Consider the following 24,372-nt stretch of genomic DNA (forward strand, 5'->3'; position numbering starts at 1 on the left):
GATCGGTCGTGAGGCTGCTCTGACGTGATCCTATTTAGAGGCGGTGCGGGTTGGCGAGAACGCCAACCCAATCTCCCTCATCTCTGTGCTCGTCACAGAGATCCAGCGAGCCCAGGTCCCTGGGCGCGGGAGACGTGTTCCTGCAGCAGAGTCAATCACGGCGCGGACGCGCCGTGGCTGGATTCCTGTGACAAGCACAGGAATGAGGGAACGTGGGTGACGCCATTGCCTGAGTTAGGCGGCCGACGATGAGTCCACGGGTCTCACGCCGGTAAGATTGGCAATGTCGGTGATGCCGCCGGAGGACTCGAAGTCGAATATTTTCTGGGTGACCAGGGCGGCGGCACCCCGGGCCCAGGAATTGTCCTCCCAGTCGGGCAAGAGCGGCGGGGCGGTTCGGAAGGTCCGGGCGGAAAGCGCTTCGCGCAGCGGCGTCAGGAAAGGGTCGCCGAGGGAGACGGCTTCGCCGCCGGCGACGATGACTTCGGGATCGGTAATGTTGACGAGATTGGCAAGGGCGGTGCCGATGCTACGGCCGGAATCGGCAACGAGGGCGAGGGCCGCGGCATCACCTGATGCGAGCGCAGCCGTCAGTTCCGGCAGTCCCAGTTGCTCGCGGCCGGTCGCTTCCCGCCAGCGCCGGAGCATCGAGGCTTCGGAGTGATAGGCCATCAGACAGCCGCGCTTGCCGCATTCGCAGAGCCGGCCGTTCTCCTCGTAAAGCGTGTGGCCGAATTTGCCGGCAGCACCATTGGCACCGCGATAGAGCTTGCCGTCGATGACGAGTGCGCAGCTGATGCCGACGCCGACGGCCAGAACGGCCATGTTGCGATGCTGGCGGCCGAGCCCGAAGAGCTGCTGGGCAATGGCATAGGCATTGGTGTCGTCTTCCAGCCAGACCGGTACAGGGATGCGGCTGGCGACCAGTGAGGCGAGAGGGACATTGTCCCATTTGAATCGGTAGCTGCGCACGCAGGCCGTCTGTTCGTGGTTGATGACGCCGGGCATGGAGATGCCGATGCCGGCGAGCTTGGCGTTCGGCCGGCCGGCGAGCTTCACCAGTTCGGGAACCGTGCCGGCCAGCAGGTCGGCGACCTTATCGGGGTCGTGGCTGTCGAGGCTTACCCGCATGGCGGCGACGGGGTTGGTGGCAAGGTCGGTTGCCACGCACTCTACCGAATCCACCATCAGCTTAAAGCCGACGGCAAGCGCGTGCTCGTAATTGATATCCACCGGAATCGGGCGGCGGCCGGTGAGGCCGGGTACGGTCTTCCCTTCGATGACGATGCCTTCTTCCAAAAGGTCTGCGACGACGAAGGTGACGGCGGCCGGGCTCAAGCCGATGACGGTGGCGATATCGGCGCGGCTCCTCGGCCCCTCGCGCCGGAGGAGATTGAGGATGAGGCGTCGGTTCATGGCTCTCGCCGTGGTCTGGTCGCCTTTCAGCTTCACGATTGAGTTCCTTAATTTTGTAAATTAATTATTGCAGGCTGGTTCGATCTATGCATAAGTTTGGCCGCCGATCAACTGAGCTAGGCGGATTATATGCCGGGATCGCGGGTGGATCGCAGCGTTGAATACCTGATCGAGCGCTTCGTGGAGGAGGTGCCGGGAAGGTGGTGTTTGATCGATCAACTGGGAGGAATTCAATGGCATTTTCGAAGCAATTTCCGTCGACGACCCGCAGAAGCTTCCTGAAAGGCGCGGGCATGGTTTCCGCCGCAGCGGTCAGCGGCAGCTTTCCCATCCCTGCGATCGCGCAGGCCCAAGAGGTCACGATCATCTCGGCCGAAAACAATGGCGCAGCGCTCGACGCGCTGAAGGCGATCGCCGCGAGCTTCAGCAAGGAAGCCGGCGTCAACGTCGTCATCAACAATATGGACCACGAGGCCCACAAGACGGCCATTCGCAACTATCTCGTCGCCGGCGCGCCTGACATTTGCTCCTGGTTTTCGGGCAACCGCATGCGCGCCTTCGTCAAGCGCGGCCTGTTTGACGACATCTCCGACCTTTTCGAGAAGGAGAAGTACAAGGACGTGCTGGGTGCCACGGCCGGCGCCGTCACCGACGGGGGCAAGCAATATGGCCTTCCCACCGGCGGCACGCTCTGGGGCATGTTCTACCGCAAGGATGTGTTCGAGCAGCATGGTCTGACCGTGCCGAAGACGGCCGACGAGTTCATGGCCTATGGCGACAAGTGCAAGGCCGCGGGCATCACGCCGGTCGCGATCGGCACCAAGGAATTGTGGCCGGCGGCCGGCTGGTTCGACCAGATGAACCTGCGCGTCAACGGTCTCGACAAGCATATGGCGCTGATGAACGGCGAGATGAGCTATGTCGATCCCGCGTTGACGGCGGTTTTCGACCAGTGGGAGGCGATGATTTCGAAGGGGTTCTTCACGGAGAACCATACGTCCTTCGGCTGGCAGGAGGCCGCGGCGCTGCTGGCGCAGAAGAAGGCCGGCATGATGAACCTCGGCGCTTTCCTGCGCTCGGCTTTCACCGCCGAAGATCTGCCGCAGCTCTCCTATGCAACCTTCCCGGTGCTCGACGCCAAGGTCGGCCACTTCGAGGAATTCTCGGTCAATTCGATCCACATTCCCGCCAAGGCCAAGAACAAGCAGGGCGCACGCGACTTTCTCGCCTATTTCTACAAGCCGGAGAATCTGGCGGCCTATCTGGAGCCGGGCGGAAACGTGCCGCCACGCAACGACCTGCCGCCGAGCAAGGATCCGCTGGTCAACGTCGCCGTCGAGACGATGAAGACGGTGCAGGGCACGTCGCAATATTACGACCGCGACAGCGACCCCGACATGGCCCAGGCTGGCCTCGTCGGCTTCCAGGAGTTCATGGCCAAGCCCGACCGGCGCAAGGCGATCCTGACGCGGCTCGAAGGCACGCGTAAGCGGATTTACAAGATTTAAGGGGCGGGGGTCGGCCCAGGCCTAGTTCTTCGCCTTGATGCTGCCCCTTACCCTAACTCTACCGGGGTCGAGCCACGGGTCTCGCCCCGTCCTTCGGACCCCCGTAAACGGGGCGAGGGGACGGGTCATACGGGAGGCCGGTGGGGAACCGAGAGGTTGCTGCATATCCCTTCGCCCCGTTTACGGGGAGAAGGTGGCGGCAGCCGGATGAGGGGCAGGTCGCCACTTGCTTTTTGCCGTAAATGAGGCTCCTGAGATGTTGATGTTATGGCGCCGCCAGCGTTGGTGGCTTACCCCGACTTTGCTCATCGCGCCCGCGATCGTGCTGTTCTTCACGGTCATCCTGCTGTCGGCGGTCAGAAGTCTCTGGATCAGCCTGCACGACTGGGATGGCTTCGGCCCGATGGTGTGGATCGGCTTCGGCAATTACGTCGAGCTTTACAACGATCCGCAATTCTACGTGTCGCTGAAGAACAACCTGATCTGGCTGGTGATGTTCATGGCGGCACCACCTCTCGGGCTCGCCATCGCGCTGCTGGTCAACCAGAAAATCCGCGGCATGCGCTTCCTGAAGTCGCTGTTCTTCATTCCGCTGGTGCTTGCCTCGGTGACGGTCGGCGTCGTCTTCACCTGGGTCTATACGCCGGAGTTCGGGTTGCTGGCGCTGATTTTCAGGGCGTTCGGGGCGACGGCGCCGGCGGTTCTCTCCGACGAGCATTTCGTCACCTTCGCCATCGTGATTGCCGCGCTCTGGCCGCAGATCACCTTCTGCATGGTGCTCTATCTCGCCGGCCTCAACAATTTGAGCGAAGAGCTGATCGGGGCAGGGCGCGTCGACGGGGCAAGGGGCTGGAACATGTTGCGGCACATCGTGCTGCCGCAGCTGACCCAGGTTACCTTCATCGCCATTGCCGTCACCGTCGTCGGGGCGCTCAGGTCCTTCGACATGGTGTCGGTGATGACGAATGGCGGCCCTTTCGGTTCGTCTTCGGTTCTCGCCTATCAGATGTTCGAACAGTCGATCTTCTCCTACCGCTTCGGTTACGGCGCGGCGATCGCCTCGGTGCTGTTCGTGATCATGGCCGTCTTCATCGTTTGGTATCTCAGCCGCATCATCCACACCGAAGAAAGGGGAGGCTGATGTATCCTCGTCCCATTCCCGATGTCGCCATCTGGCAGCGCCGCCTCTACGTGCTCGCCGTCGTCATCGTCCTGCTGCTCTGGCTCTGCCCGCTGTTTGCGATCATCCTCACCTCGTTCCGCTCGACCGAGGATGTGATGGGTGGCAATCTGTGGGGATGGCCGACCGGCATCGGCGTCATCGACAATTATACTGATGTCTTCACGCAGACGCCGATGGCCCGCTACTTCCTCAACAGCCTGACGATCACCATTCCCTCAGTGATCGGCGTGCTGGTGCTCTCCACACTCGCCGGCTACGTGCTGTCGCGCTATCGCTTTCCCGGCAACATGCTGATCTTCGCGCTGTTCGTCGGCGGCAATTTCCTGCCGCACCAGATCATGATGATCCCGGTGCGCGACCTGATGGTTCGGCTCGACCTGATCGATACGACGGCTGCGCTGATCATCTTCCACGTTGCCTTCCAGACCGGCTTTGCGACACTGTTCATGCGCAATTTCATCGCCGCACTGCCCGACGAGCTGTTCCAGGCGGCGCGCGCCGAGGGGGCGTCTCCCTTCCAGACGCTATGGCATGTGGCGATCCCGCTGGTGCGTCCGGCTCTTGCCGCACTCGCCATCCTGATCTTCACCTTCATCTGGAACGATTACTTCTGGGCCGTGGTGCTGACCGTCAGCGACTCCGTCAAACCTGTGACTGCCGGCCTTGCCAATCTTCGCGGCGAGTGGGTCTCGGCCTGGAACCTGATTTCCGCCGGCACCATCGTCGTCGCCGTGCCGCCCGTCGTCATGTTCTTCCTGATGCAGCGGCACTTCATCGCCGGTCTGACGATGGGCGCGGTGAAGGGATGAGCGATCTCGACAACAGGCCCTTGGAAGTTCCGATTTCAACAGCAGAGAGCCAGGACGCATGACCAGTCTCGAACTCCGACAGATCAACAAGAATTACGGCGCCTATCACGCGCTGCGCGGCATCGATCTTTCCGTCGCGCAAGGCGAGTTCATCGTCATGGTTGGCCCCTCCGGCTGCGGCAAGTCCACGCTTTTGAAGACGATCGCCGGCCTGGAGGAGATCTCCTCCGGCCAGATCCTGATCAACGGCCGCGACGTCAGCAAACAGGAGCCAGGGGATCGCGGCATTGCCATGGTTTTCCAGTCCTATGCGCTCTATCCGCATATGACAGTGGCGGAGAACATGGGCTTCGGCTTGCGCATGGCAAAGCGCCCGAAGGCCGAGATCGAGGCGGCGGTGGCGCGCGCAGCCAAGATCCTGAGGATCACCGACCAACTGGGGAAACGGCCGAAGCAGCTCTCCGGCGGGCAGCGGCAGCGCGTGGCGATCGGCCGGGCGATCACCCGTTCGCCCGACGTCTTCCTCTTCGACGAACCGCTGTCGAACCTCGATGCGGCACTTCGAACCCAGATGCGTGTCGAACTCAGCAGCCTGCACGCCGAACTCGGCGCCACCATGGTCTATGTCACCCACGACCAGGTGGAGGCCATGACCATGGCAAGCCGGATCGTCGTCTTGAACCAGGGGATGATCGAGCAGGTCGGCTCGCCGCTCGAACTCTACCGCAACCCAGACAATCTCTTCGTCGCGGGCTTTCTGGGCGCCCCGCGGATGAACTTCCTCGGCGTTACCGTCGACGAGGTGTCCGGCCGCAATGTCACGGTCTCCGCACCGGGCCTCGTGCCGGTGACGGTGGAACTGGCGGAGGCGACGGTGCTGGCGAAGGGCACCAGCCTGACGCTCGGTGTGAGGCCGGAAAACATATCGATGGTCGCCGACGGGGCGCAGGGCGGGGCGATCAACGGTGCGGTCCGGCTGGTCGAGCATCTCGGGCGCGAAACCATTCTCTATGTCGATGCCGGCAATCTCAGGACCATCGCCTCGGAAAGCGGCACCGGCAACATCACGGTGCAGCTGAGCTACGTCGCGCCTTTTGCCGCCGACCAGAACGTGGCGCTGAAGCTCGACGCCAACGAACTTTATCTCTTCTCACCCGATGGCGGACGCACGATCAGCGCCCGCAAGACGACCCTCGACAGATAATCACAGGAAACATCACCGTGTCCGACAAGACTCTCTCCGTATGGAACCCCGTCAACACCGACCGCTTCCTCGTCGGCGCCCCGCATTATCCCGAGCACGTCGATGAAAGCTACTGGGAGCGCGACGCCGAGCGCATGGCGAAGGCCGGCTTCAACGTGGTCAGAATGGCCGAATTCGCCTGGCATATTCTAGAGCCGACGCTCGGCACCTTCGATTTCGACCTGTTCGACCGTGCCATCGCCATGCTCGGACGCTACGGCATCGACACGATCATGTGCACGCCGACGGCAACGCCGCCGCGCTGGCTGACCGTGGCGCATCCGGAGATCTTAAGGGTCGATGGCAAGGGCCGGCCGATGAGCCATGGCTCGCGCCAGCATTGCGACACGGCAAGTCCGGTCTTTCGCGAACATAGCCGGCGCATCACCAAAGCGATGGCCGAGCATTATCGCGACAATCCTTTTGTCGTCGGCTGGCAGACCGATAACGAGCTGAACACCAGCATGCCGGAGAGCTTTTCGAAGGCAACGCTCACCGAATTCCAGGCCTTTCTTGCCGGCAGATATGGCGAGATCGGCAAGCTCAATACGGCATGGGGCGGCGATTTCTGGGCGACTGCCTATGACAGTTTCGACCAGGTGGTGCTGCCGATCGAGTTCGGCCCGACCTTCCCGAGCCCCGGCCATCTGCAGGATTATCACCGCTTCCTCGCCTTCTCGACGGCACGCTTCCAGCACGATCAGGTCGAGATCCTGCGCGCCGTGAAGCCTTCCTGGTTCGTCTTCCACAATCTCGGCGGCTTGAGGGATATCGATTTTCGTGGCCAGTTCAGCACGGATCTCGATTTCGTCGGCTACGACATCTATCCGATGCTCTATGACGAGTTCCAGCGGCTCGGAAACCATGCCAAGGTCCAGGCGCTGCACCTCGATATCTGCCGCGGCTTCTCCGGCAACTACATCGTGCCTGAGCAGCAGTCGGGCTTCGGCAGCCAACCGGGCTTCTGCACGCTGACGCCGGAACCGGGCGAACTGCGCCGCATGGCGCTTTCGTCGGTCGCCCATGGCGCCGACGGGTTGATGTTCTTCCGCTGGCGCCCTGCCCATTTCGGCGCCGAGATCTATTGGATGGGCATCATCGACCACGATGATGTCGCCCGCCATCGCTATGACGAGGCGAAACGCTTCGCAACCGAGATGACCGCGCTAGCGCCCAAGATCCTCGGCACCCATGTGCGCATGGATGTCGGCATTGCCGGCTCCGACTTCGACAATCAGGAAGCCCACAAGACGTATCCGATCGGCCTGCCGAGCCCACAGGACGATGCGATCCTGCTGCATCAATATTGCTACGACCGCGGCATTGCCTGCGGCTTCATTCATCCCGAGGACGATCTTTCCAAGCTGAAGCTGCTCTATGTGCCCCATTGGGTGATGTGGAAGGACGAATGGACCGAGAGGCTGAAATCCTTCGCCGAGCAGGGCGGCACCGTCGTCATCGGCGCGCGCACCGGCACGCGCAACGAAGACAACCACGTCATCCGCGAGACCGCGCCCGGCACCTCGCTGTCGCAGCTCACAGGCGTACGTGTCGAGGATTTCGGCCGTCTCGCCGCCCCGGGCGCCAATGGGCTTTTCGATGTGATGGAACGTTCGGGCGGGCTTGTCATTCCGCCCAACAAGCCGGCGGAATCGCGCCACCGCGAACGCCGCTTCAAGATCGGCAACCGCGAACTGGTCGGCGGCTATTTCTATGAAAACCTGGCGATCGCAAGCGATGTCGAGGTGGTTGCGGCCTGGTCCAACCGCTATGCCGAGGGCCAGCCGATGGCGACGTCGCGCGAGCTCGGCAAGGGGCAGGTGGTCTATGTCGGCACCTATCTCACCCCGGATCTGACGGCAGCGCTTGCCGAGCGGCTATTTGCACCCGTCGGCATCGAGCCGCTGATCGGCGACCTTCCCGAGGGCGTCGAGGTGACCATGCGGATGAATGACGACCGCCGGTTGCTGTTCATCCAGAACTATACCGACCAGCCGGCCGCCATTGGCGGCGTTCCCGCTGGCCGTGATCTCCTCGATGACGAAAAGCCCGTTGCCGGCAGGCTCGATCTCGAAGGCTACGGCTGCGCGATCATCGAACTCGCGGGTGAGGCGGCTTTCACGCGCAAGGCAGAGGCGGCGGCTAACCTGCCTTGATCCGATCGGCATCGGTTAGCGAGCGGCTCGTGCTCTTCATCCGCCTGGTTGAGTGTGCGCGAATGTCAAAAAAAGAGCATTTCCGCACTCAAACAAAACGGAAATGCTCTCTTAATTTAGTGCGGAGCTATACTTGTCAGCTCCACACTGCTCGCACCTGAAATCGCGGCTATTCGTCTGATGTCGCCGGCGCGGCGTTCTCCAGCGAGGTGCGAATTTGATCGATCTTTCCATTTGCGTCGCCAACCCCGAGGATGGTTTTGGCCTGGTCCAGAACCGCCGGACTGACTTCACCGGTTTTCGTTGCGGAAGCCAATGCGTCCTCGAGGGCCTCATCCCCCAACAGAGGGTCATCGGCCGCGGGCTCGATTCCGTTGTCGAGTTCATACTGGGCATAAGCCATGGCATAGGCCGCGATGGCGGTCATGCGCGGGTCCGACGTATGCATCAGCGCCCGGTAATTCCGCTTCAAGGAGTTCAGGCCTGCTAGCTGCGCCGACAGGTTTTTCTCTTTCGTAACCTTTTTGGTCTCGTCAGCCTTCGCGGACTTGGACTTGCTTGCCGCCTCGCTGGACTTGCCTTTCACGCTTTGAGATTTGGAGCTGCCATGGGTTGAACCGCTACCCTGGCTGCCGTTGCCATGACTGCCGCTATTTCCGTTGCCTCCGCCATGACCGCCCCCGTTGCCACCGCCATTTCCCCCGCCGTTCCCACCGTCTTTTGCCAGCGCGGCAATGTCGCTCCCGGCAATGGTTATCGGGCTTGCCGCAACAGCCAGCGAGAGCACGGCCAAGGACGTTAAGGTTGCTATCCGCATGTTTTCCTCCAAATCAGATCAAGCGCAGCTTAGATGCACAGCTTGAGCATGTTCGAGAGGTTAGACGGAGATCGCGCATCGCACATCGGACCGAGGTCCGATGCCGATCCCGGCTATGGTCCTAAGCGGCGTCAAATACTTAACGAATCCTTGCATTATCGGATTGAGCTGATTGTTGTTCGTGTTTTCCAGCTGTCTCGTCTGCCGACGCGTCGCGGGAGGGGTGCAACATGGCGGCGGCGAATCCGTCTCAGTTCGTAGGGCACCTCCGAAAGAGACTCACGCCAAGCGCAAATCGAGTAGCGGGTGTAACTTCTTGAGATTCGGCAGGGACTTCGCTTGCCAGGGATATTGATTGGTGCCTTTGACGACGAGCAGGAGGCTGTCCATCTTTCTGGCTTCAATCGTCAGCTTGGCCAGGAGATTTATGCCGGAGGAATTGAGGAACTCGAGACCCGTCAGGTTGAACGTCACCTGTTTGTGCCCCTCATGGAGCAGGCCGGATACCAGTGAGTAAATAGGCGCATAGGCGTCCGGTCCTGCCAGCCGGAATACGCCATCGAAATAGACTTCGTTTTTCTCAGCCCATACGCGGAAGTTTTCGTCGCTGATTTCCATTCTTCGCTCACAGATTGGAGGGGGGCGGCATCGCCACTGCTGCAGTCGTCGTCAGTATGATACGCTGGTTATCTTTCCCTTCGAATGCCCATGCCATTTTTGCATCGTAATCGCTCAGAAGGGTCAGTAACCCCAAGCCCGAACCGCTTTCTGCCGATATGGCATTGGTTTCGATTTGCTCAAGAAGAAGTTCGCCGGGGTCCCTCGATTGAAGGCGATGCAGCAGTTGCTGAAAGCGAGACGATGTCACGCCATCGATCGTGTTCTTCACCCTTATTAAAAAAGTACCGTCGAATATGCCGGCTTCAATGAGGATCTCCCCAGGCTGTCGAAACTTAACGGCATTTTCGATCAACTCATTGCTGAGATATCCGATGTCATGATGCGCCTGCACGTAATCTTTCCTTGAACGGGAATACCGCAGAGCCATGACTTCCGCTATAAAGTCCGAAGTCATTCCTGAGTGCTTCCACCCAAGCTGAAGCGGTCCGTCGCTCAACGTGAGGCGAGTGCTTAAATCCAAGCTTATGCCCGCCAGAGATTCGATACCATATACCGTTGGCGTCATGTCTCACCTATGTCGCACTGCGAGAAGCGTGATGTCGTCGTAAATCTTCTGCGATCCGATGAAGAGCATTAATGTCGCTATAATTCCGGCGACGACTTTCTCAGCGCTCTGGTCCTTCAAGCGCAGTGCTTCGCGGCACAGGCGCTCGATGCCAAACAGTTCTCCCGCGTCGTTTTCGGCTTCTGTTACGCCGTCCGTGTGCAGGAGTATGAGGTCTCCCGTCTCGAAGGTTATTTCACGGGTTTTAATGAAGGCAGAAATATCGGCTTCCAGCCCGATCGGTATACCCAGATCCATGGTGTCTATGCGCTCGACCTCGCCGTTCGCCCGCACGACGACAACTTCCTCGTGTTGTCCCGACAGGATCATCTCTTTGCCGTCATAGTCAAGAAACGCCAGAGTGAGATGCTTATCGATTTTAGTTCTCACGATATTTTTAAACAGGGCGCTGTTCAGGTCGGTGAGAAATTTGACTGCATCGGTGTTTCCGGCTTCCTGCAGCGCGCGCGCGACGGACTGAACCATCAGCATCAGCACGCCGCTTTCGAGCCCGTGTCCGGTGACGTCGCCGATGCCAATCTTCAATCGGCTTCCGTTCTTCAATACGTCGTAATAATCGCCGCCGACTTCTTCTGCAGGTCTCATATAGGCTGCGATCTCAAGGGCCTGAAATTCCTCAAGCTCCTGGTGCAGCGGAAGAACCATGAGCTGGATCCTCTCGGCGACGGCCAGCTCTGTTCCGAGACGTCTATTTTCTCGCTGGAGCTGTGCGTTCAGCGTCGAAATCTCTTCCTTTGCATCTTCGATTTGAGCCGTTCGCTCTTCGACAAGCTGCTCGAGATTTTCCGTGTGATAGCTGATCTGTTCGGCCATCCGGTTGAATGCTTCACCAGCCTCGCCGACCTCATCTTTGCTTGTTATGGCCACCCTGACCGAATAATCCTTCGCCTGAATCCGTTTGGCGGCATCTGCAAGTGCACTAATTCCGCTCGTTATTCGTTTCGAAGCCGCAATTACTGCTATAGCCACAACAAGCAGTGACATTAGGATCGCCAGGATTTGGTAGATCACGATCCGGTTGGTAGCTTCCGAAATTTTGGCTTGGGCCGCATAGAGGGAGGCCTGGATTTCTCGTTCAGGCACAACCACTCCAAGAGACATCGCCTCTTGCCGAACCGGGCCGCTGGACCAGAGATTGGTCGCGGGGAGTTTCTTGACGATAACGATATAGGGGACCTCGTTACCCTCCTGCTGCAACAACAAATGTTGGATGCCCAGTTCGCGATCAAGGGCCAGTTTTGCTATCGCAGGCTGGGAGCTTCCCTTCAGGGAGCGTTCCAGTCCGGTCACTCCGCTTCCGCTCGCATCGCTCGCAGAACGCAGACCGAGGGTTTTTTCGCCTGTGCTGTTGATCGCCACAACGTTTCCGTCGGACATAGCGAGAAATCCAAAGCCGGACTGAGCCACTTTCACATTTTCAACAGTCTGCGCGAGCTGATCGAGTGTGATGTCCGCGCCAGCCGTCCCGGCGACATCCTTCCTGTCGGCTGTCCATAGTGGTTGAAAGAAAGAAACGATCAGTTTCCCGGTAATCGCGTCCGTATAGGGTGCTGTCTGGGTTATATCGTCCGCGACCGGCCGCGTTTTCATATCCTTGGCCCAGCCCTGCCAGGACTCATAAAGTCCGGGAAAAAAGAAGTCCCAGAAATTGGCCTCGTTATGACCAGGATAAAGGCGGTCGAAGGTCTGAGCCTGGTCGGTATAGGGCGCTGTTCTGAAGATTGGCCGTTCTTTCGATCCGATGTAATACATCTGCAGCTTTGAAGCACCGTGCTGCAGCAAGCTCGGCGCAACAAGGTCCAGAACCGCGCTGGTCCGGATATCGGTCTGAACGTCGGGTCTTGGGTTGTGGTCTACTCCGAGCAAGTAACTCCAGACGCTGACAACGGAGACTGAGCCCGGAACGTTCTGAGACCAGTTCGCCTTTTGATCGTAAGAGAGGCTTACGCTGCCGGGAGATGTGCGGGCGATCGCCGCGCCGACATCGGAATTACGCTCGGGATCGTCGATCTGCGCCTGAAGTACACCCGCCAAGGTGCTGACGTCGTTGTGAACCTGCCGCAGGAGCAAACTCACCTGTGCTGCGGTGGAATCGGCATATGTGCGGATGTATTCCTGGCTTGCCGCTTCCAGACCCTGTCCGACTTCGAGGGTGGCGTCGCGCGACAGTCTCTGAACATTCCAAAGTGCCAGCCCACCGCTGACCAGCAAATCAAAGAGGACAGCGCCACCGACTACCAAGATGAACTTTGCCCGAAACGAGCCTAGTCTTGCCGACCTCTTTGATGATCTCCCCTCCATCACAGCGGCTTTCGGCCGGAAGCTGCCCAGATCGGCCAGCCTGCATAACCCTTGGGGTGAAGAGCAGCAAAGACATGATCCTTGAATCCTTGCCGGAACCTGCGAATGAAATCTGATGAGTCGCCCCGTCGAACGGCCATCTCACCTGCATAGACATTTTCCCAAGCTTCGATGATGTCTGCGAAATCCTGGGGATCGCCGTCAAGATTGGTGACCATAAAGCAATCGACCTTGATGTTATCAAACCCCGCGTCGGCAAGGAGATGGCGGCTTTTCGGTCCCATCTCGACATCCATGTCGAAGTGCTTGAACAGTTTGGCGACTTCCTCGTAAGTCCATTTTATGGATTCAGCATGTGGCTCGCCCAGACAATGCGAATTTTTCTCGTTGGTGATGTAGACACGGCCGCCGGGCTTGCAGATGCGGTAAAGCTCCCGCAGCAGCATCTCGGGACGGTTGAAAATCTGCAGCGAATGTCGGCAGGTCACGAAGTCGAATTGATTTTCCCGAAGCAGCATCTGAGAGGCGTCGCCATAGGTATACTCTATCCCCTGCAGATCGAAGTCGGCAGCGACCCTGCGAGCATATTCGAGGCTACGAACGGAATGGTCCAGGGCAACAAGGCGTGTGGGTTTAAATTCGCGTTGAAGCAAGGCTGCGAAATCACCAATTCCGCAACAGATGTCCGCGACGGCAAGACCATTGCGCAGACCATGGCGAGGCAACAGTTCGCGTTCGTGCCGCCATGTCATTTTCGTCTGGGTGCGCAGAATAGGAATGAAGCTCTCATCCTCGACAAAGCTCTGGCCTGGATAAAACGCCGAATCGTAGACTTCAACCGACAGGTTTGGTTGTGCTGCCGCCAAGGTCTGGAACAACGAGGTCGACCAAGCCACCACGCTCGACGTAACGATGACGATCTTCCGTTCCGGCCTGGTCCGGCAGCTTGCCGCGAGCACCTCGGAAAGGGCTGCGAACGCCGTCATGTTGATATGCGTCAGACGTTTGACATTGAGGTAAACGACGCCGCTGTATTTTTCCAAACTTTGCTGCACAAGCTCAAGGGCATCGGCAATCTCGTCGGGGCTTTCCGGCCGCATCTTGCCGGACAGCAACAGCTCCTGATTTGTCGGATCAAAATGGACGGTGAAGGGGCGGGCAAGCAGGGTCATTGGAAATCCTCGGCCGAGGGGAAATCCGCGATGATTTGCATCCCGCGGGCGCCGTCTTGTTCAATTCGGATAACGGCGCGGAATATGGTTGCCAGATCTCTGAGCAAAATCGTCCCGTCGGACTTCAGGCCAGACCCGGCGCCCGGTAGAGACTGGCGTTCACTTGATCCCATACTCGTGCTCTCGCGGTCCTCGCGGGCAAAGGCAATTCTCAGCCGGTTGAACGTCGCGCTCCGATAGAGACTGAAACTTATCCTTCCCGGCTCACTCGTCGAGCGGAAGGCAATTTCAACGAGCTCGTTGGCCGCGACGGAAAGAAAATTCGAATATCGAGCGGGATCGCTGTGACCTTGGCCGAGAATGTCTGAGAGATATTCGGTAATCCTATCGCAAAACTCCCACTGAGATTTGAACGTCGCAACGTTCAGTTCCAGCGATACCATCGGCGCCAATGCATGGTCATCGAAGCCAGATGCTTCCTCTTCCAATACAGCCTCCATCAGTTGTCTGGAGCGTCAGATGTCCTCACGAGCACGGCGAAAAATCGCTCGTTTGTTATACCAGCGCGTGGCTCACGGATGTTTCAGCCCGGTTGATGAACTCGCCGATCGCCTCGACCGGAAGCGGCCTGCTCACCAGATAGCCTTGAAGCCTATCGCAGCCCACACTGCGCAGCCATTCCGCCTGACCTGGCGTCTCGACCCCTTCGGCCGTCACCTGCATATCGAGGTCGTGGGCGAGGTTGACGATGCAGCGGACGATTGCTTGGCTTTTCAGATCGCTTTCGAGATCGGTGATAAAATATTTGTCGATCTTGATCGTGTCGAAAGGGAATGTCTTCAGATAGCTGAGCGAAGAATATTCGGTACCGAAGTCATCGAGCGAGATTCGTATCCCCAGCACGTTGAGGGTATTCAGTGTGTCGATGTTGTTGACGGTGCGCTCAAGCAACACGCTTTCGGTTATCTCAAGCTCCAGACGGTCGGGCGGCAAGCCGACCAGGTCCAACGTCTGGGAGATCCGATCGGTGAGGCCGCTTGTCAGGAATTCAGCTGGGGACAGATTGACGGCGACGATATAGTTCTCCGGCCACTTCATCGCCTCGCGACATGCCTGCTCCAAAACCCACGCGCCTATTTCCGGCATCATTCCATCGGCTTCGGCCATCGGAATAAATGCCGTTGGTGGAATTTTCCCAAGGAGGGGGTGGTGCCATCTCAGCAATGCTTCGAAGCCGACAATGCAACCGCCCTCGGCGATGGGTTGGTACTCAATAGAGAATTGTTGTTGGACCAGCGCCATACGAAGACTGCGGCGCAGCAGTTCGCGTTGTTCCAGCAACTCGAGCATTGAAGGATCAAACGGTCTTGCGCGACCGCGCCCGTCCTTCTTCGCGGCGTAGAGTGCGACGTCGGATGCCTTCATCAGCTGCTCCGGAGTTGTACCGTCCGCTGGAGCAGCAGATATGCCGATGCTGGCACCGACAAATAGCGCGATGCCATCTATCGTGAAGGGTTTCTTGAATGCATCAATCAAAGCTTCTGCTAGCTGGTGTCCTTTGGCGGGATGGCCCGGGCCCCTTGATATGACGGTGAATTCGTCACCCGCCAGTCGATAGGCTCTGTCATCCTTGTTCAGGCACCCTTGAATGCGGCTTGCCGCGAGCTGAAGAAGCTTGTCGCCGGCCGGATGCCCAAGCGTGTCGTTAACGGGTTTGAAATCGTCAAGATCGAGTTGCATCAGGGACAGGGTCTCGTCCGAGCCCGCGGTCTCCCGTAACAACACAGCGAGGTCCTCGCTGAACTGGCGCCGGTTCGGCAGTCCAGTGAGCGGATCGTGGGTGGCCAGATGCAAAAGGGTTGCGCGCTCATCATCGATAGATTCCTCGGACCGAACCACGGCAAACAGATCTCCGATCCGATAGATCGTCAGTCCGTGCGACGCTGGCGCGCCAAGATCACCCGATATTCGCAGGGGCTGGGCACTGTCGCCCAATGAACGGAGGGCGAGTGTAATCGCCGATTTATCCAATTCTGGAAAATGCTCCCAAAACGACGCTGCTGGTTTGACAGAAGCAGGCAGCTCATTGCCCAGCAAATTCTCGACGGGATTGAAATCGCGGTCAAAGAACAAGAGCCGGTCGATCGAGCTCAATGTTTTTGCCTCTGTTTCTCCAGTGGGGGCCGCACGAATTTTCCGCATGTACGAGGCCCTCCCCAGTCTCGTGTCATAACCAGATATTGTAGCAAATTAGCTTCCACACAACTTGTGCACGCCAAGATTTACATTAGGCATTTCTGATTAACAATCCCCAACCTCTACCCAACTCGCGCAAGGATGGGCTTATGCCACCTCTTTATTACCGCGGCCCGTTTGCAGCCATCGTCTCGGCAGCGACCTTTCGATGAGCCGCGGGTAGCGGATCTCACGCTGCCGATCCGCACTCCGTCATGAACCAGTCGATAAAGCGGTGGACCGGTTTTTTCGCCCAGCTGTTCGATATGACGTAATAGCCCTGGTTCTCTGCCGTCGCGATGGCGGAAAGTACCAGCAGATCGCCGTGTTGGATCTCGCGGCGGAACACCTCGACAGGGCAGAGCGCCACGCCATGGCCGGCGATTACGGCCGTCGCCAGCATGTTGAAATCCTGGAATATCGGGCATCGAAGCGGCTCCGGCGCTTTCTGGCCGGCCTTGCGGAACCATTCCTTCCAGCCATCGGACGGATTCGTCGTGCAGCAGATCGGCGCCGGAAGCGAGGCCCTGCTTCAGTACCGCAATCACCTGGAAGCCTGTTACTGCATCAAGGGCGAGGGCGAAGTGGAGGATATGGACGGCAACGTCTTTCCGATCCGCGCCGGCGATATCTATGTGCTCGACAAACACGACCGGCATTATCTGCGCGGCGGCAAGGATCAGGATCTCATTCTCGTCAGCATCTTCAACCCGCCACTGACAGGCACCGAACGGCACGACCTGAACAACAAGAGCGGGTCGCAATACTGAACCAGAGCACCATGCCGAAAAGTGTGAGCGATTTTCGGACGACATCCTGTTCCAGCCGATCTCTTCGTCGACTGCCGAGATGGACAGCAGGGCCCGGCAAATGGCGGGCACTGCTGCCTATTCGTAGCGACTTAGTACGCCCCGCGCAGCCTATTGCTGCGGCTGCTGCTGGCCCTGCTGCGGCTGCTGTTGCTGGCCCGGCGGCGGCGTACCGATCTTTTCCAGTACCTTCTTGGCCAGAGCCGGGTCGCTCTGCGCGGCCGTCAGGATCGACGAATATTCCTCGACGGAGATGTCGGGAGAGGCTTGGACGGTATCGACCATCTGCTTCTTGGCTTCTTCCTGCAACTGCTGCTTGGCAGCCTCGTCTTTCGTCGCGCCGATCTTGGCCGAATATTCCTGTCTCACCTTGTCGACCTGCAGATAGGCAACGGCGAAGGCCTCGATTTTCTGGTCGCTGACGGGCGCGCTCGCACCGTTGCCGCCGGGCTGTTCCTGCATCGGCGGCTGTGCAGGCTGCTGTTGCGCCTGGGCCATGTCGACAGCGGATGCCGGGCTGAAAGCAAGCAGACTGAAGACTGCCGCGCTCAATGTTGCGACAGATGTGTAGCGAGTGATCATATTCATTCCTCTTCAAGTGCATGATTTGATCGGCAGCAAGACCGCCTCGGTCGATCGCTCAGCCGCTCGAAGGCCGGGCGAGGTCACGACGATGGAACCTTTAAGAGGGCACGGTGCGGCGGTAACGGGGCGATTTTCTGACGATTGAGCGGCGGCTTTGTGACCGCCGGCCTATTGGCACGTGCGGAAAATTCAAGTCATTGCCGCTGTGATACCCGACTTTCGACGGCGTTCATCGCCTATCTGGATGCAGAAATGCCGCCAGGAACGTGGCGACGGCCGCCTCGGCGTGTCGGTAGATCTGCTGCTTGGTCGGAATGGCCGCATCGCCCAGCATCATGATCCGGTTGACGGGGTCGGCCATCACCAGCCAGTTGAACTGTGATGCGGCCACCATTGCATCGGAGAACTGCAGCAGCTTCTTGCTGGCCAATTGTTCGAAAGCGCTGCCCATGACCTCGAGCGCCCGTGCAGGGCCGCGCGCGTAAAGCAGCTTGGCGAGTTCCGGGAAGCGTTGCGCCTCCGCAATCACGAGCCGGCGCAATTGCATCAGCCCGGGCGTCAGGACGATGGTGAGCTGGCGGACGGCGTAGTCAAGGAGATAGGCTTCCAGCTGAGCGCGGTTCTCCACCTGGGGGAGGCCGGTGTGAACGGCGGTATCTGCTTCTCCCGTCATCTGGGTGAGTACCGCGACGAACAGCGCCTCCTTGCTGGAGAAGTGCTTGTAGACCGTCTGCTTGGATACGCCGGACCGGCTGGCGATCTCGTCCATGCTGGCTCCGGCATAACCGGTGCTCAGAAAGACTTCGGCCGCGGCACCGACGATCGCCGCCTGTTTGCGCTCCGAACGAGTGCCGGCCCGCCCCTGGGCCAGGTCGGCTTTCATACCCGGTATCAACATTCTCGATCTCCGCTCCAACCCTACTTGACACGATCAAACTGAACCGTCTAGTTCTTATAACAGAACTAAACGGTCTAGTTTGATTTTGCGGCTATCCAGCGATCCTCAACAGCGAGCGATGTCATGAACGACAAGACAACCCATCTGACGTGTGCCTGCGGAACCTTTCACCTCGACGTGCGCGGCGCCCCGATCATCAGCGCGGAATGCCACTGTAAGAGCTGCAGCGACGCAGCCGGAAGGCTGGAGTCGCTTCCCTTGCCGGAGGCGATCCGGACGATCCATGGCGGTACGCGCTACGTGCTTTATCGCAAGGATCGGATCAGCCTTTTGGCCGGAACCGAAAACCTGAGAGAGTTCCGCCTCGGCCCCAATGCTTCAACGCGACGTGTCCTGGCATCCTGCTGCAACACGCCCATTTTTCTGGAGTTCAAGGGTGGTCACTGGCTTAGCCTCTACGGCAATCTCTGGAAGCAGGACGAGCTTCCACCCCTCCAATTGCGCACGATGACCCAGAATGCGCTCGATCGCGCGCGCGCGCCCGATGACGTGCCTTCCGGCGCACTGGCGACGGCCGGCTTCTATGGCAGACTTCTCACGGCGTGGATTGCGATGGGTTTCAAAGTCCCCGACATCGCTGTCAAAGGAGCTATCGATGCCTGACGACGAAAAAATCCTCATCGAAAGCATAACGCGAGGAGATCGAGCCGGGGGTCCAGATGTTCACCCGGCGCCGGCTGACCTGGGCAAGGCTCGATCTTCCGCAGTTCGGGATGCCGGGTTGAACCACGACACTCCAAGAAATTTTTCTTGAAGAAAAGTTCGATCCGGTGTCGGATCGGCCAAGCCTCACCCGTCCTAGGTTCGTCCATTCCGTCCATTCAAAAGGATCACGACCATGCCGAATACCATACGCCTGCACCGTGTTCTGGCGACCAGCCCGGAGAAAGTCTATCGCGCATTCCTGGAGGCGGACGCGCTTGCCAAGTGGCTTCCGCCGAACGGCTTCCTCTGCACCGTGCATCATTCGGAGCCGGTTGTCGGCGGCACGTTCAGAATGTCCTTCCGCAACTTCACGACGGGCAATAGCCACGCCTTCGGCGGCGAATATCTCGAGCTCGTCCCCGGCGAACGTCTGCGCTACACCGACAAATTCGAGGACCCCAACCTGCCCGGCGAAATGGAAGTCACCGTGACGCTGAAGAAGGTTTCGGTCGGCACCGAGGTGGATATCGTGCAGGCAGGCGTGCCTGACGTCATTCCGCCCGAAGCTTGTTATCTCGGCTGGCAGGAGTCGCTGCGAAACCTCGCGAGAGTCGTCGAACCCGACATCCAGGAATAGCAAAAGATCGCGCCGGATTGCGACGATCCGGCTGAGATCATCTGATGCCGCGTTTGGCCAGGGCGTTGCGGGCGGCCGCAGCGCCCCAGTCGTCGGAAAGGTCCTGCCCTTCGATTTCGGCTTCGGCGATCGGGGTTGCCCGGATCAGCGGCACGGAGCCGAAAGGCAGGCCGTCGATCCGGCCTGCGTCGCGACTCAGCATAATGCGGGTCATGGGGCGGTAATCCTCGGTCAGCCGGCAGAACAGGATGGCGCCGTGCTTCTCGACATCGCGGGCGACACGATAACCGTCTGCCACGAGGTCGCCGATGTTGATCAACAGGTTCGCCCAGTTTTCGATCCCGGCCGCATCCAGTGTCGCGGCGTCGAATTCCATGAAAAGTTCGCATTCGACGCCGTTTTCCGGTTCGGATATGCCGGCCCAGGGGGTCGACAGCCCGTCGGTGGCAAGTGTCAGCCTTCCCGGCGCATGGATGGCGAGGATGCGGCGATGCGGGCCGAACCATTTTGTCTGGGCGTGAATATTGGCCGTTCCGCGCTCGACGGCGAAGTCCTCCTGCAGCGTGCCGCGGCTCTGCCAGAAGGCGCGCCGCGCGGCGGCAGCGGTCTCGTAGATCGGGTCGTCGGGGCCGCGCGGCACGATCGTCTGGTCATAACTGGTTTCGAGCGTGATCTTCGCCTGCATGAAGGGAAATTTCGGCTTCTTCCAGCGGATCACCACCTTGTTGAAACGCGGCACCTCTGAGGCTTCGAGCTTTTCGACGACATTCGCGATGATGTCGAGCGGATGTCTGGAATCCTCCGGGACATGCTTTCCCTCGGCATCGAGGTAGCCGCCCGTCCGGGAGGAATGCCCCGCCTGCATCGTGGTGGCGGTCCAATCGCCGCTGACCGCGCCTGCCGGCGCCTTGCCGAGAGCCGGGGCAAGTTCCCGGATCGCATCGTCAATCGAATAGGATGCCACGTCGCCCTCCGCCTTCGCCCAAAGATCGTATCCCGCGGCGGCTCTGCCGCGAGCAGAAGCTAGAGCGAAGGCGTCGCCGATCAATAGCGGCTGCATCGATCACGCGGGCAGGGTGGTGACAGCACTTTACTCGGATTGCTCTACGCGCCGCAGAGCTTTCTGAATGCTCTCATGGCGGCGGTGGCGCGCGCGCGGATATCCTCGTCCGGCGGTTCGGGCAGCGTGCGGTTCACTCGCCTGATCTGCAGATCGCCGATCAGCAGGCTCAGAAACCATTCGGCTGCCACACCTGCGGATGGCGCCGCGAGCGCTGCCGTTTCAAGGCCGCGGCCGACCAGCTTCTCGATCAGCGGAAAGATGCTATCGCGGCCGGCGGCGGCGATCGTCGCTCCCAGTTCGCCGCTTTCGTCGGCGGCGGCGGCCCGGTTCAGGGAGATCGCCTTGTCGCCGAGCAGCATCGAAAGCAGGATCGGCGCGACGTGCCCGAGGGTTTCCAGGGGATCCACATCGTCTGCTATCGCCGTATTGAGCTCCGCTTTCGTCGCCCTCGCATTGCTTTCGGCCATCGTCTTGAAGAGGCCATTCTTGTCGCCGTACCAGCGATAGAGCGTTTCATTGGAGGCTTTCGCCGCCTTGGCGATGTCGAGCATCGACGTGCTGCGGTAGCCTCTTTCCTTCAGAAGCTCGTAGGCCGCTGTCTCGATCTCGGCTTGACGCCTGGTTTTCGTGTCTTCCCGCATTCCGGCCACTCGCATCGTCTTGACGATAATCGTACAATGTTATACGCCTGTGTAAATGCGTACAAAATAATACGGTACGGAGAAAAGCGATGCGCAGCACTGTTCTGGGACTGTCGGTAACATCGGTCGTCTTCTCAGGCGCGATCTTCGGCTTCTTCTACGCCTGGGTCTGTTCGACGATGTGGGGGCTCGATCGGGCCGACCCGCGGGTGGCGATCGCAGCGATGCAGGCGATGAATGCGTCGGTCCGCAACGCGGTGTTTTTCCCGGCCTTCTTCCTGACGCCCGCCGTTCTCGGGCTGACTGCCGCAGCTGCGCATTTCAGCGGCCGCGGAGCGGCGGCTTTCTGGTTCTGCGCGGCGGCGGCCATCTATCTGGTTTTCGGGCTGATGCTCACATTGATGGTCAACGTGCCGATGAACGAGGCACTGGCCGCGACTGCCGTTCCTGGCGACATCGCGGCGGCGCGGGATATCTGGCGGGACTATTCGCAGCGATGGCAGGTCTGGAACCAGGTGAGGGCGCTGGCTTCCGGAATAGCCCTGGCACTTGCAGCTTTGGGAGTGTCAAGGCTATGACGCTTCGGGGTTGACCCGAGGGATGTCACAGGCATCCAGCCACGGCGCGTCTGCGCCGTGAATGAAGTAATCCGCAAAAGGATTCTTTCGCGTGGCGGCGGAAACAACTCAGTTGCTTCCGTCATTCGGCCGCGCTTTGGCGCTGTCGTTGGTGGTCGACGAGACGGTTTTTCCGTCCGGTTGCTGCCCGAAATAGGTGCCGCCGAGATGGCCGCCGGCGCTGGTGTTCTTGACCTGCTGTTCAGCGCGTTTCTGAAGTTTACGAACGTTGGTCTTGCTCATTTTCGGTTCCATGTTTGTGGTGGACCTCTGGTCAACCGACGGCGGACGACACGGTTCCATATTTTCTGCAGGAACCCATCGCCTCGCGGCCAGTTTATCCGCCATGAGATTCCTTGCCGTCATCATAACGGGCCTGGCGCTCGCAGCACCTGCGGCGCACGCCTTCGCGCTCCTAAACAAGATCGGGATGACGAAGGCGGACTATTTCATTGCGCAACAGGCTTACACCGGATGGTGGGTCGTCGGTCTCCTCTTACCGCTGGCGCTTCTGGCGAATATCGGCAATGCCGTGGCACTCAGGGTTGATGGAACCGCCATGATGCTGTCGGTCGCGGCAGCGGCGCTGATCGCGCTCAACCTCGTCATCTTCATGGTCTTCACCCAGCCGGCAAACGCGGCGACGGAGAACTGGACCGTGCAGCCGGAAAATTGGGAAAGCCTTCGCGCCCAATGGGAATATTCGCACGCGGTCAATGCCGCAGTCACCTTGCTTGCTTTCTGCTGCGCAACGCTCGCCTCGCTACGGTAAGCCGCTTTACGCGAAAGTGTTGCCGCGGGAACAGTTGATGATCTTTTCGGTTTCCCTGTTTCCAACCAAGGAGGAACCACAATGGGCATCACGACACCAAAAGACGGCGCACCCGGCACGACCGATCAGTCACCCCGCTGGGAAGGCCCGAAGGGAAATAAGCCTCGTGGCTACATGAAGGCCAAGGACGATCCGGATCGCGACCGCGACGCGCATGGCGAAAACAATCGCGACCCCGAGACCAGAGATCTCGGCGATGCGCTGAAGCAGAAGGGCGATTGACATGGCCAACCCCGAGAAAGACGCGGCCGGCCAGTTCGCCAAGTCGCGGGCCGACCGGAAGAGCAGCGGCGTCGCCAGCGCCAAGCCGACCGTCATCACCGGCTCCGAGGATGCGACGGTGAACAAGAACCCGCCCGGCAGGAAGAAGCCCGAGAAGGACTGGGATATCAACTATGACCCGGCCGATATGAACGAGGGGCGCTCGCGCTAAAGGCCGGGTCGTTCAATACCATCGCTTCAGAATGTTTGTCGCTCGAATGGACGTTCACTCAAAGGCGTTTGAAAAGCACTCTTGAGCGGCCGCAACGAGGCAGATGCTACTCGCCGAAATAGGCAGGATGATCGACATCGGCGAGGAGGTTCCGTTGCTGCGGCTGCCAGCCGAGCAGGGTGCGAGTGTGCTTGCTCGATGTGGGCACGTCGAAGCCGGCGAACATGGCGAACCAGCCGAAATGCTCGGCCGCTTCTTCCGGTGAGAGCGAGACGGCGGGCACATCGAGCCGTCGGCCGATGACCTCGGCGATCTGCCTGAAGGCAACTCCTTCTTCCGCGACTGCCAGGAACGGGCCGCCGACGGCGCCGCGCTCCAGCGCCAGGCGATAGACGCGGGCGGCATCGAGCCTGTGCACGGCCGGCCAGCGATTGGCCCCGTCGCCGATATAGGCGGAGACGCCCTTGCGCCGGGCCAAATCGATCAGGATCGGCACGAAGCCGTGGTCGCCGTGGCCGTGCACCGAGGGCGGGAGCCGGACGGTGGAGGCGCGCACGCCGCGGGCGACAAGCGATACCGCGGTGATTTCGGAGGCGCGAGGGTAGGTCTCCGACGTCGGCATGGGCGGATCCTTCTCGGTGCCGACGCGACCAGGGGCAAAGCCGAGGCCGGCTGTGACCAGCAGCGGACGATCGGAGCCTTGGAGGGCTTCGCCGAGCGCCTCGATGGCGCGTCGGTCGCCGGCGCAGTTCTCGGCGAATTTCGAGAAATCGTGGTTGAAAGCCGTATGGATCACGGCGTCTGCCTCAGCCGCACCGCTCTTCAGGCTTTCCAGATCGTCGAGCGTGCCGTGATGGGCTTCGGCGCCGGCAGCCGCCAGTTGATCCGCTCCCTTGTCCGAGCGGGTAAGGCCCAACACCTTGTGCCCGGCTGCGATCAGTTCATTGACGACGGCCGAGCCGACCCAGCCGGTGGCTCCAGTAACGAATACGCGCATGTGTTATCTCCGTTTTGCTGGAGACACATATCGGCTCTGCCTGTATCATGGTAAAGTAGTGACATTATC

Annotated in this window: 27 protein-coding genes and 1 pseudogene; 13 read left to right on the top strand and 15 right to left on the bottom strand. The window is 59.8% G+C overall.

All coding sequences use genetic code 11. The features are described from left to right. Nucleotides 1-234: 234 nt before the first annotated feature. Nucleotides 235-1,452 carry an ROK family protein gene (locus tag RWK44_RS27035; protein ID WP_316029643.1) on the bottom strand — a complete coding sequence of 406 codons (1,218 nt, stop codon included), beginning with the start codon at nucleotides 1,450-1,452 and terminating at the stop codon, nucleotides 235-237. Nucleotides 1,453-1,649: 197 nt separating this feature from the next. On the opposite strand from RWK44_RS27035, the gene RWK44_RS27040 reads away from it, so the two are divergent. The 5 genes from RWK44_RS27040 (at nucleotide 1,650) to RWK44_RS27060 (ending at nucleotide 8,315) form a co-directional block, all read left to right on the top strand. Continuing rightward, a complete protein-coding gene (locus RWK44_RS27040; RefSeq protein ID WP_131663727.1) occupies nucleotides 1,650-2,924 on the top strand; it encodes an ABC transporter substrate-binding protein in 1,275 nt (424 codons plus the stop codon). A 256-nt stretch (nucleotides 2,925-3,180) separates the two neighbouring features. Then, on the top strand, nucleotides 3,181-4,065 hold the full coding sequence (locus tag RWK44_RS27045; protein ID WP_027668894.1) for a carbohydrate ABC transporter permease: 885 nt from the start codon (nucleotides 3,181-3,183) through the stop codon (nucleotides 4,063-4,065). Then, a complete protein-coding gene (locus RWK44_RS27050) occupies nucleotides 4,065-4,916 on the top strand; it encodes a carbohydrate ABC transporter permease (RefSeq protein WP_131663726.1) in 852 nt (283 codons plus the stop codon). Before RWK44_RS27045 ends, RWK44_RS27050 begins: the two co-directional genes overlap by 1 nt. Before the next feature lie 58 nt (nucleotides 4,917-4,974). Continuing rightward, nucleotides 4,975-6,120, top strand: a complete 1,146-nt coding sequence (locus RWK44_RS27055; RefSeq protein WP_131663725.1) for an ABC transporter ATP-binding protein — start codon at nucleotides 4,975-4,977, stop codon at nucleotides 6,118-6,120. A gap of 17 nt (nucleotides 6,121-6,137) precedes the next feature. Next, nucleotides 6,138-8,315: a beta-galactosidase gene (locus tag RWK44_RS27060; protein WP_221997840.1), complete on the top strand. Its 2,178-nt coding sequence runs from the start codon at nucleotides 6,138-6,140 to the stop codon at nucleotides 8,313-8,315. 169 nt (nucleotides 8,316-8,484) lie between these two features. On the opposite strand, the gene RWK44_RS27065 is transcribed toward RWK44_RS27060, so the two are convergent. From RWK44_RS27065 to RWK44_RS27100, 8 genes are all read right to left on the bottom strand, one after another. Beyond that, entirely contained in the window at nucleotides 8,485-9,132 is a 648-nt protein-coding gene (locus tag RWK44_RS27065) for a hypothetical protein (protein WP_168285163.1), read from the bottom strand. Between the two features lie 279 nt (nucleotides 9,133-9,411). Beyond that, a complete protein-coding gene (locus tag RWK44_RS27070) occupies nucleotides 9,412-9,750 on the bottom strand; it encodes a slr1659 superfamily regulator (protein WP_131663722.1) in 339 nt (112 codons plus the stop codon). A 7-nt stretch (nucleotides 9,751-9,757) separates the two neighbouring features. Beyond that, on the bottom strand, nucleotides 9,758-10,318 hold the full coding sequence (locus RWK44_RS27075; RefSeq protein ID WP_131663721.1) for a slr1658 superfamily regulator: 561 nt from the start codon (nucleotides 10,316-10,318) through the stop codon (nucleotides 9,758-9,760). 3 nt (nucleotides 10,319-10,321) lie between these two features. Then, nucleotides 10,322-12,679, bottom strand: coding sequence for a SpoIIE family protein phosphatase (locus RWK44_RS27080; RefSeq protein WP_206116997.1), 2,358 nt, complete (start codon nucleotides 12,677-12,679; stop codon nucleotides 10,322-10,324). Beyond that, nucleotides 12,679-13,851: a class I SAM-dependent methyltransferase gene (locus RWK44_RS27085; RefSeq protein ID WP_221997841.1), complete on the bottom strand. Its 1,173-nt coding sequence runs from the start codon at nucleotides 13,849-13,851 to the stop codon at nucleotides 12,679-12,681. The genes RWK44_RS27080 and RWK44_RS27085 overlap by 1 nt, the downstream gene beginning before the upstream one ends. Beyond that, nucleotides 13,848-14,339, bottom strand: coding sequence for a hypothetical protein (locus RWK44_RS27090; RefSeq protein WP_131663718.1), 492 nt, complete (start codon nucleotides 14,337-14,339; stop codon nucleotides 13,848-13,850). The genes RWK44_RS27085 and RWK44_RS27090 overlap by 4 nt, the downstream gene beginning before the upstream one ends. Before the next feature lie 67 nt (nucleotides 14,340-14,406). After that, nucleotides 14,407-16,053: a putative bifunctional diguanylate cyclase/phosphodiesterase gene (locus RWK44_RS27095; protein ID WP_131663717.1), complete on the bottom strand. Its 1,647-nt coding sequence runs from the start codon at nucleotides 16,051-16,053 to the stop codon at nucleotides 14,407-14,409. A gap of 223 nt (nucleotides 16,054-16,276) precedes the next feature. Beyond that, nucleotides 16,277-16,594, bottom strand: a complete 318-nt coding sequence (locus RWK44_RS27100; protein ID WP_312887172.1) for a LysR substrate-binding domain-containing protein — start codon at nucleotides 16,592-16,594, stop codon at nucleotides 16,277-16,279. Between RWK44_RS27100 and RWK44_RS27105 the strand changes: the two genes are divergently transcribed. Then, a complete protein-coding gene (locus RWK44_RS27105) occupies nucleotides 16,488-16,856 on the top strand; it encodes an ectoine synthase (RefSeq protein WP_312887157.1) in 369 nt (122 codons plus the stop codon). The two genes, RWK44_RS27100 and RWK44_RS27105, sit on opposite strands and share 107 nt — an antisense overlap. A gap of 150 nt (nucleotides 16,857-17,006) precedes the next feature. On the opposite strand, the gene RWK44_RS27110 is transcribed toward RWK44_RS27105, so the two are convergent. After that, on the bottom strand, nucleotides 17,007-17,483 hold the full coding sequence (locus RWK44_RS27110) for a DUF4168 domain-containing protein (RefSeq protein ID WP_077978623.1): 477 nt from the start codon (nucleotides 17,481-17,483) through the stop codon (nucleotides 17,007-17,009). Between the two features lie 226 nt (nucleotides 17,484-17,709). Beyond that, complete coding sequence (locus RWK44_RS27115) at nucleotides 17,710-18,378, bottom strand: TetR/AcrR family transcriptional regulator (protein WP_316029644.1); 669 nt, start codon at nucleotides 18,376-18,378, stop codon at nucleotides 17,710-17,712. 123 nt (nucleotides 18,379-18,501) lie between these two features. Between RWK44_RS27115 and RWK44_RS27120 the strand changes: the two genes are divergently transcribed. From RWK44_RS27120 to RWK44_RS27130, 3 genes and pseudogenes are all read left to right on the top strand, one after another. Beyond that, entirely contained in the window at nucleotides 18,502-19,041 is a 540-nt protein-coding gene (locus RWK44_RS27120; RefSeq protein WP_316029645.1) for a GFA family protein, read from the top strand. A gap of 32 nt (nucleotides 19,042-19,073) precedes the next feature. Continuing rightward, nucleotides 19,074-19,163, top strand: a pseudogene (locus RWK44_RS27125) (GFA family protein); the annotation flags it as partial. Nucleotides 19,164-19,276: 113 nt separating this feature from the next. Then, nucleotides 19,277-19,720 (top strand): SRPBCC family protein, encoded by a 444-nt coding sequence (locus RWK44_RS27130; protein WP_131663713.1) that lies wholly within the window; start codon nucleotides 19,277-19,279, stop codon nucleotides 19,718-19,720. 37 nt (nucleotides 19,721-19,757) lie between these two features. Here RWK44_RS27130 and RWK44_RS27135 read toward each other — a convergent pair whose 3' ends face one another. Together RWK44_RS27135 and RWK44_RS27140 are read right to left on the bottom strand one after the other, a co-directional pair. Beyond that, the gene (locus RWK44_RS27135) at nucleotides 19,758-20,684 is read right to left on the bottom strand and encodes a hypothetical protein (RefSeq protein WP_222352784.1); all 927 of its coding nucleotides are present in this window, start codon (nucleotides 20,682-20,684) and stop codon (nucleotides 19,758-19,760) included. A gap of 140 nt (nucleotides 20,685-20,824) precedes the next feature. Then, nucleotides 20,825-21,424: a TetR/AcrR family transcriptional regulator gene (locus RWK44_RS27140; protein ID WP_131663711.1), complete on the bottom strand. Its 600-nt coding sequence runs from the start codon at nucleotides 21,422-21,424 to the stop codon at nucleotides 20,825-20,827. A gap of 89 nt (nucleotides 21,425-21,513) precedes the next feature. Here RWK44_RS27140 and RWK44_RS27145 point away from each other — a divergent pair, with 89 nt between their 5' ends. Then, nucleotides 21,514-22,002 carry an anthrone oxygenase family protein gene (locus RWK44_RS27145; RefSeq protein ID WP_131663710.1) on the top strand — a complete coding sequence of 163 codons (489 nt, stop codon included), beginning with the start codon at nucleotides 21,514-21,516 and terminating at the stop codon, nucleotides 22,000-22,002. Between the two features lie 108 nt (nucleotides 22,003-22,110). On the opposite strand, the gene RWK44_RS27150 is transcribed toward RWK44_RS27145, so the two are convergent. After that, nucleotides 22,111-22,284, bottom strand: a complete 174-nt coding sequence (locus RWK44_RS27150) for a hypothetical protein (protein ID WP_020050601.1) — start codon at nucleotides 22,282-22,284, stop codon at nucleotides 22,111-22,113. Between the two features lie 103 nt (nucleotides 22,285-22,387). Between RWK44_RS27150 and RWK44_RS27155 the strand changes: the two genes are divergently transcribed. From RWK44_RS27155 to RWK44_RS27165, 3 genes are all read left to right on the top strand, one after another. Continuing rightward, nucleotides 22,388-22,813: a hypothetical protein gene (locus RWK44_RS27155; protein ID WP_131663709.1), complete on the top strand. Its 426-nt coding sequence runs from the start codon at nucleotides 22,388-22,390 to the stop codon at nucleotides 22,811-22,813. Nucleotides 22,814-22,894: 81 nt separating this feature from the next. Continuing rightward, a complete protein-coding gene (locus RWK44_RS27160) occupies nucleotides 22,895-23,095 on the top strand; it encodes a hypothetical protein (RefSeq protein WP_131663708.1) in 201 nt (66 codons plus the stop codon). A 1-nt stretch (nucleotide 23,096) separates the two neighbouring features. Further along, a complete protein-coding gene (locus tag RWK44_RS27165) occupies nucleotides 23,097-23,306 on the top strand; it encodes a hypothetical protein (protein WP_131663707.1) in 210 nt (69 codons plus the stop codon). A gap of 106 nt (nucleotides 23,307-23,412) precedes the next feature. On the opposite strand, the gene RWK44_RS27170 is transcribed toward RWK44_RS27165, so the two are convergent. After that, a complete protein-coding gene (locus RWK44_RS27170) occupies nucleotides 23,413-24,303 on the bottom strand; it encodes an SDR family oxidoreductase (RefSeq protein WP_316029646.1) in 891 nt (296 codons plus the stop codon). Nucleotides 24,304-24,372: the final 69 nt, after the last annotated feature.

The organism is Rhizobium sp. 25PS6 (assembly GCF_032464655.1).
GTDB classification, from domain to species: domain Bacteria; phylum Pseudomonadota; class Alphaproteobacteria; order Rhizobiales; family Rhizobiaceae; genus Rhizobium; species Rhizobium laguerreae.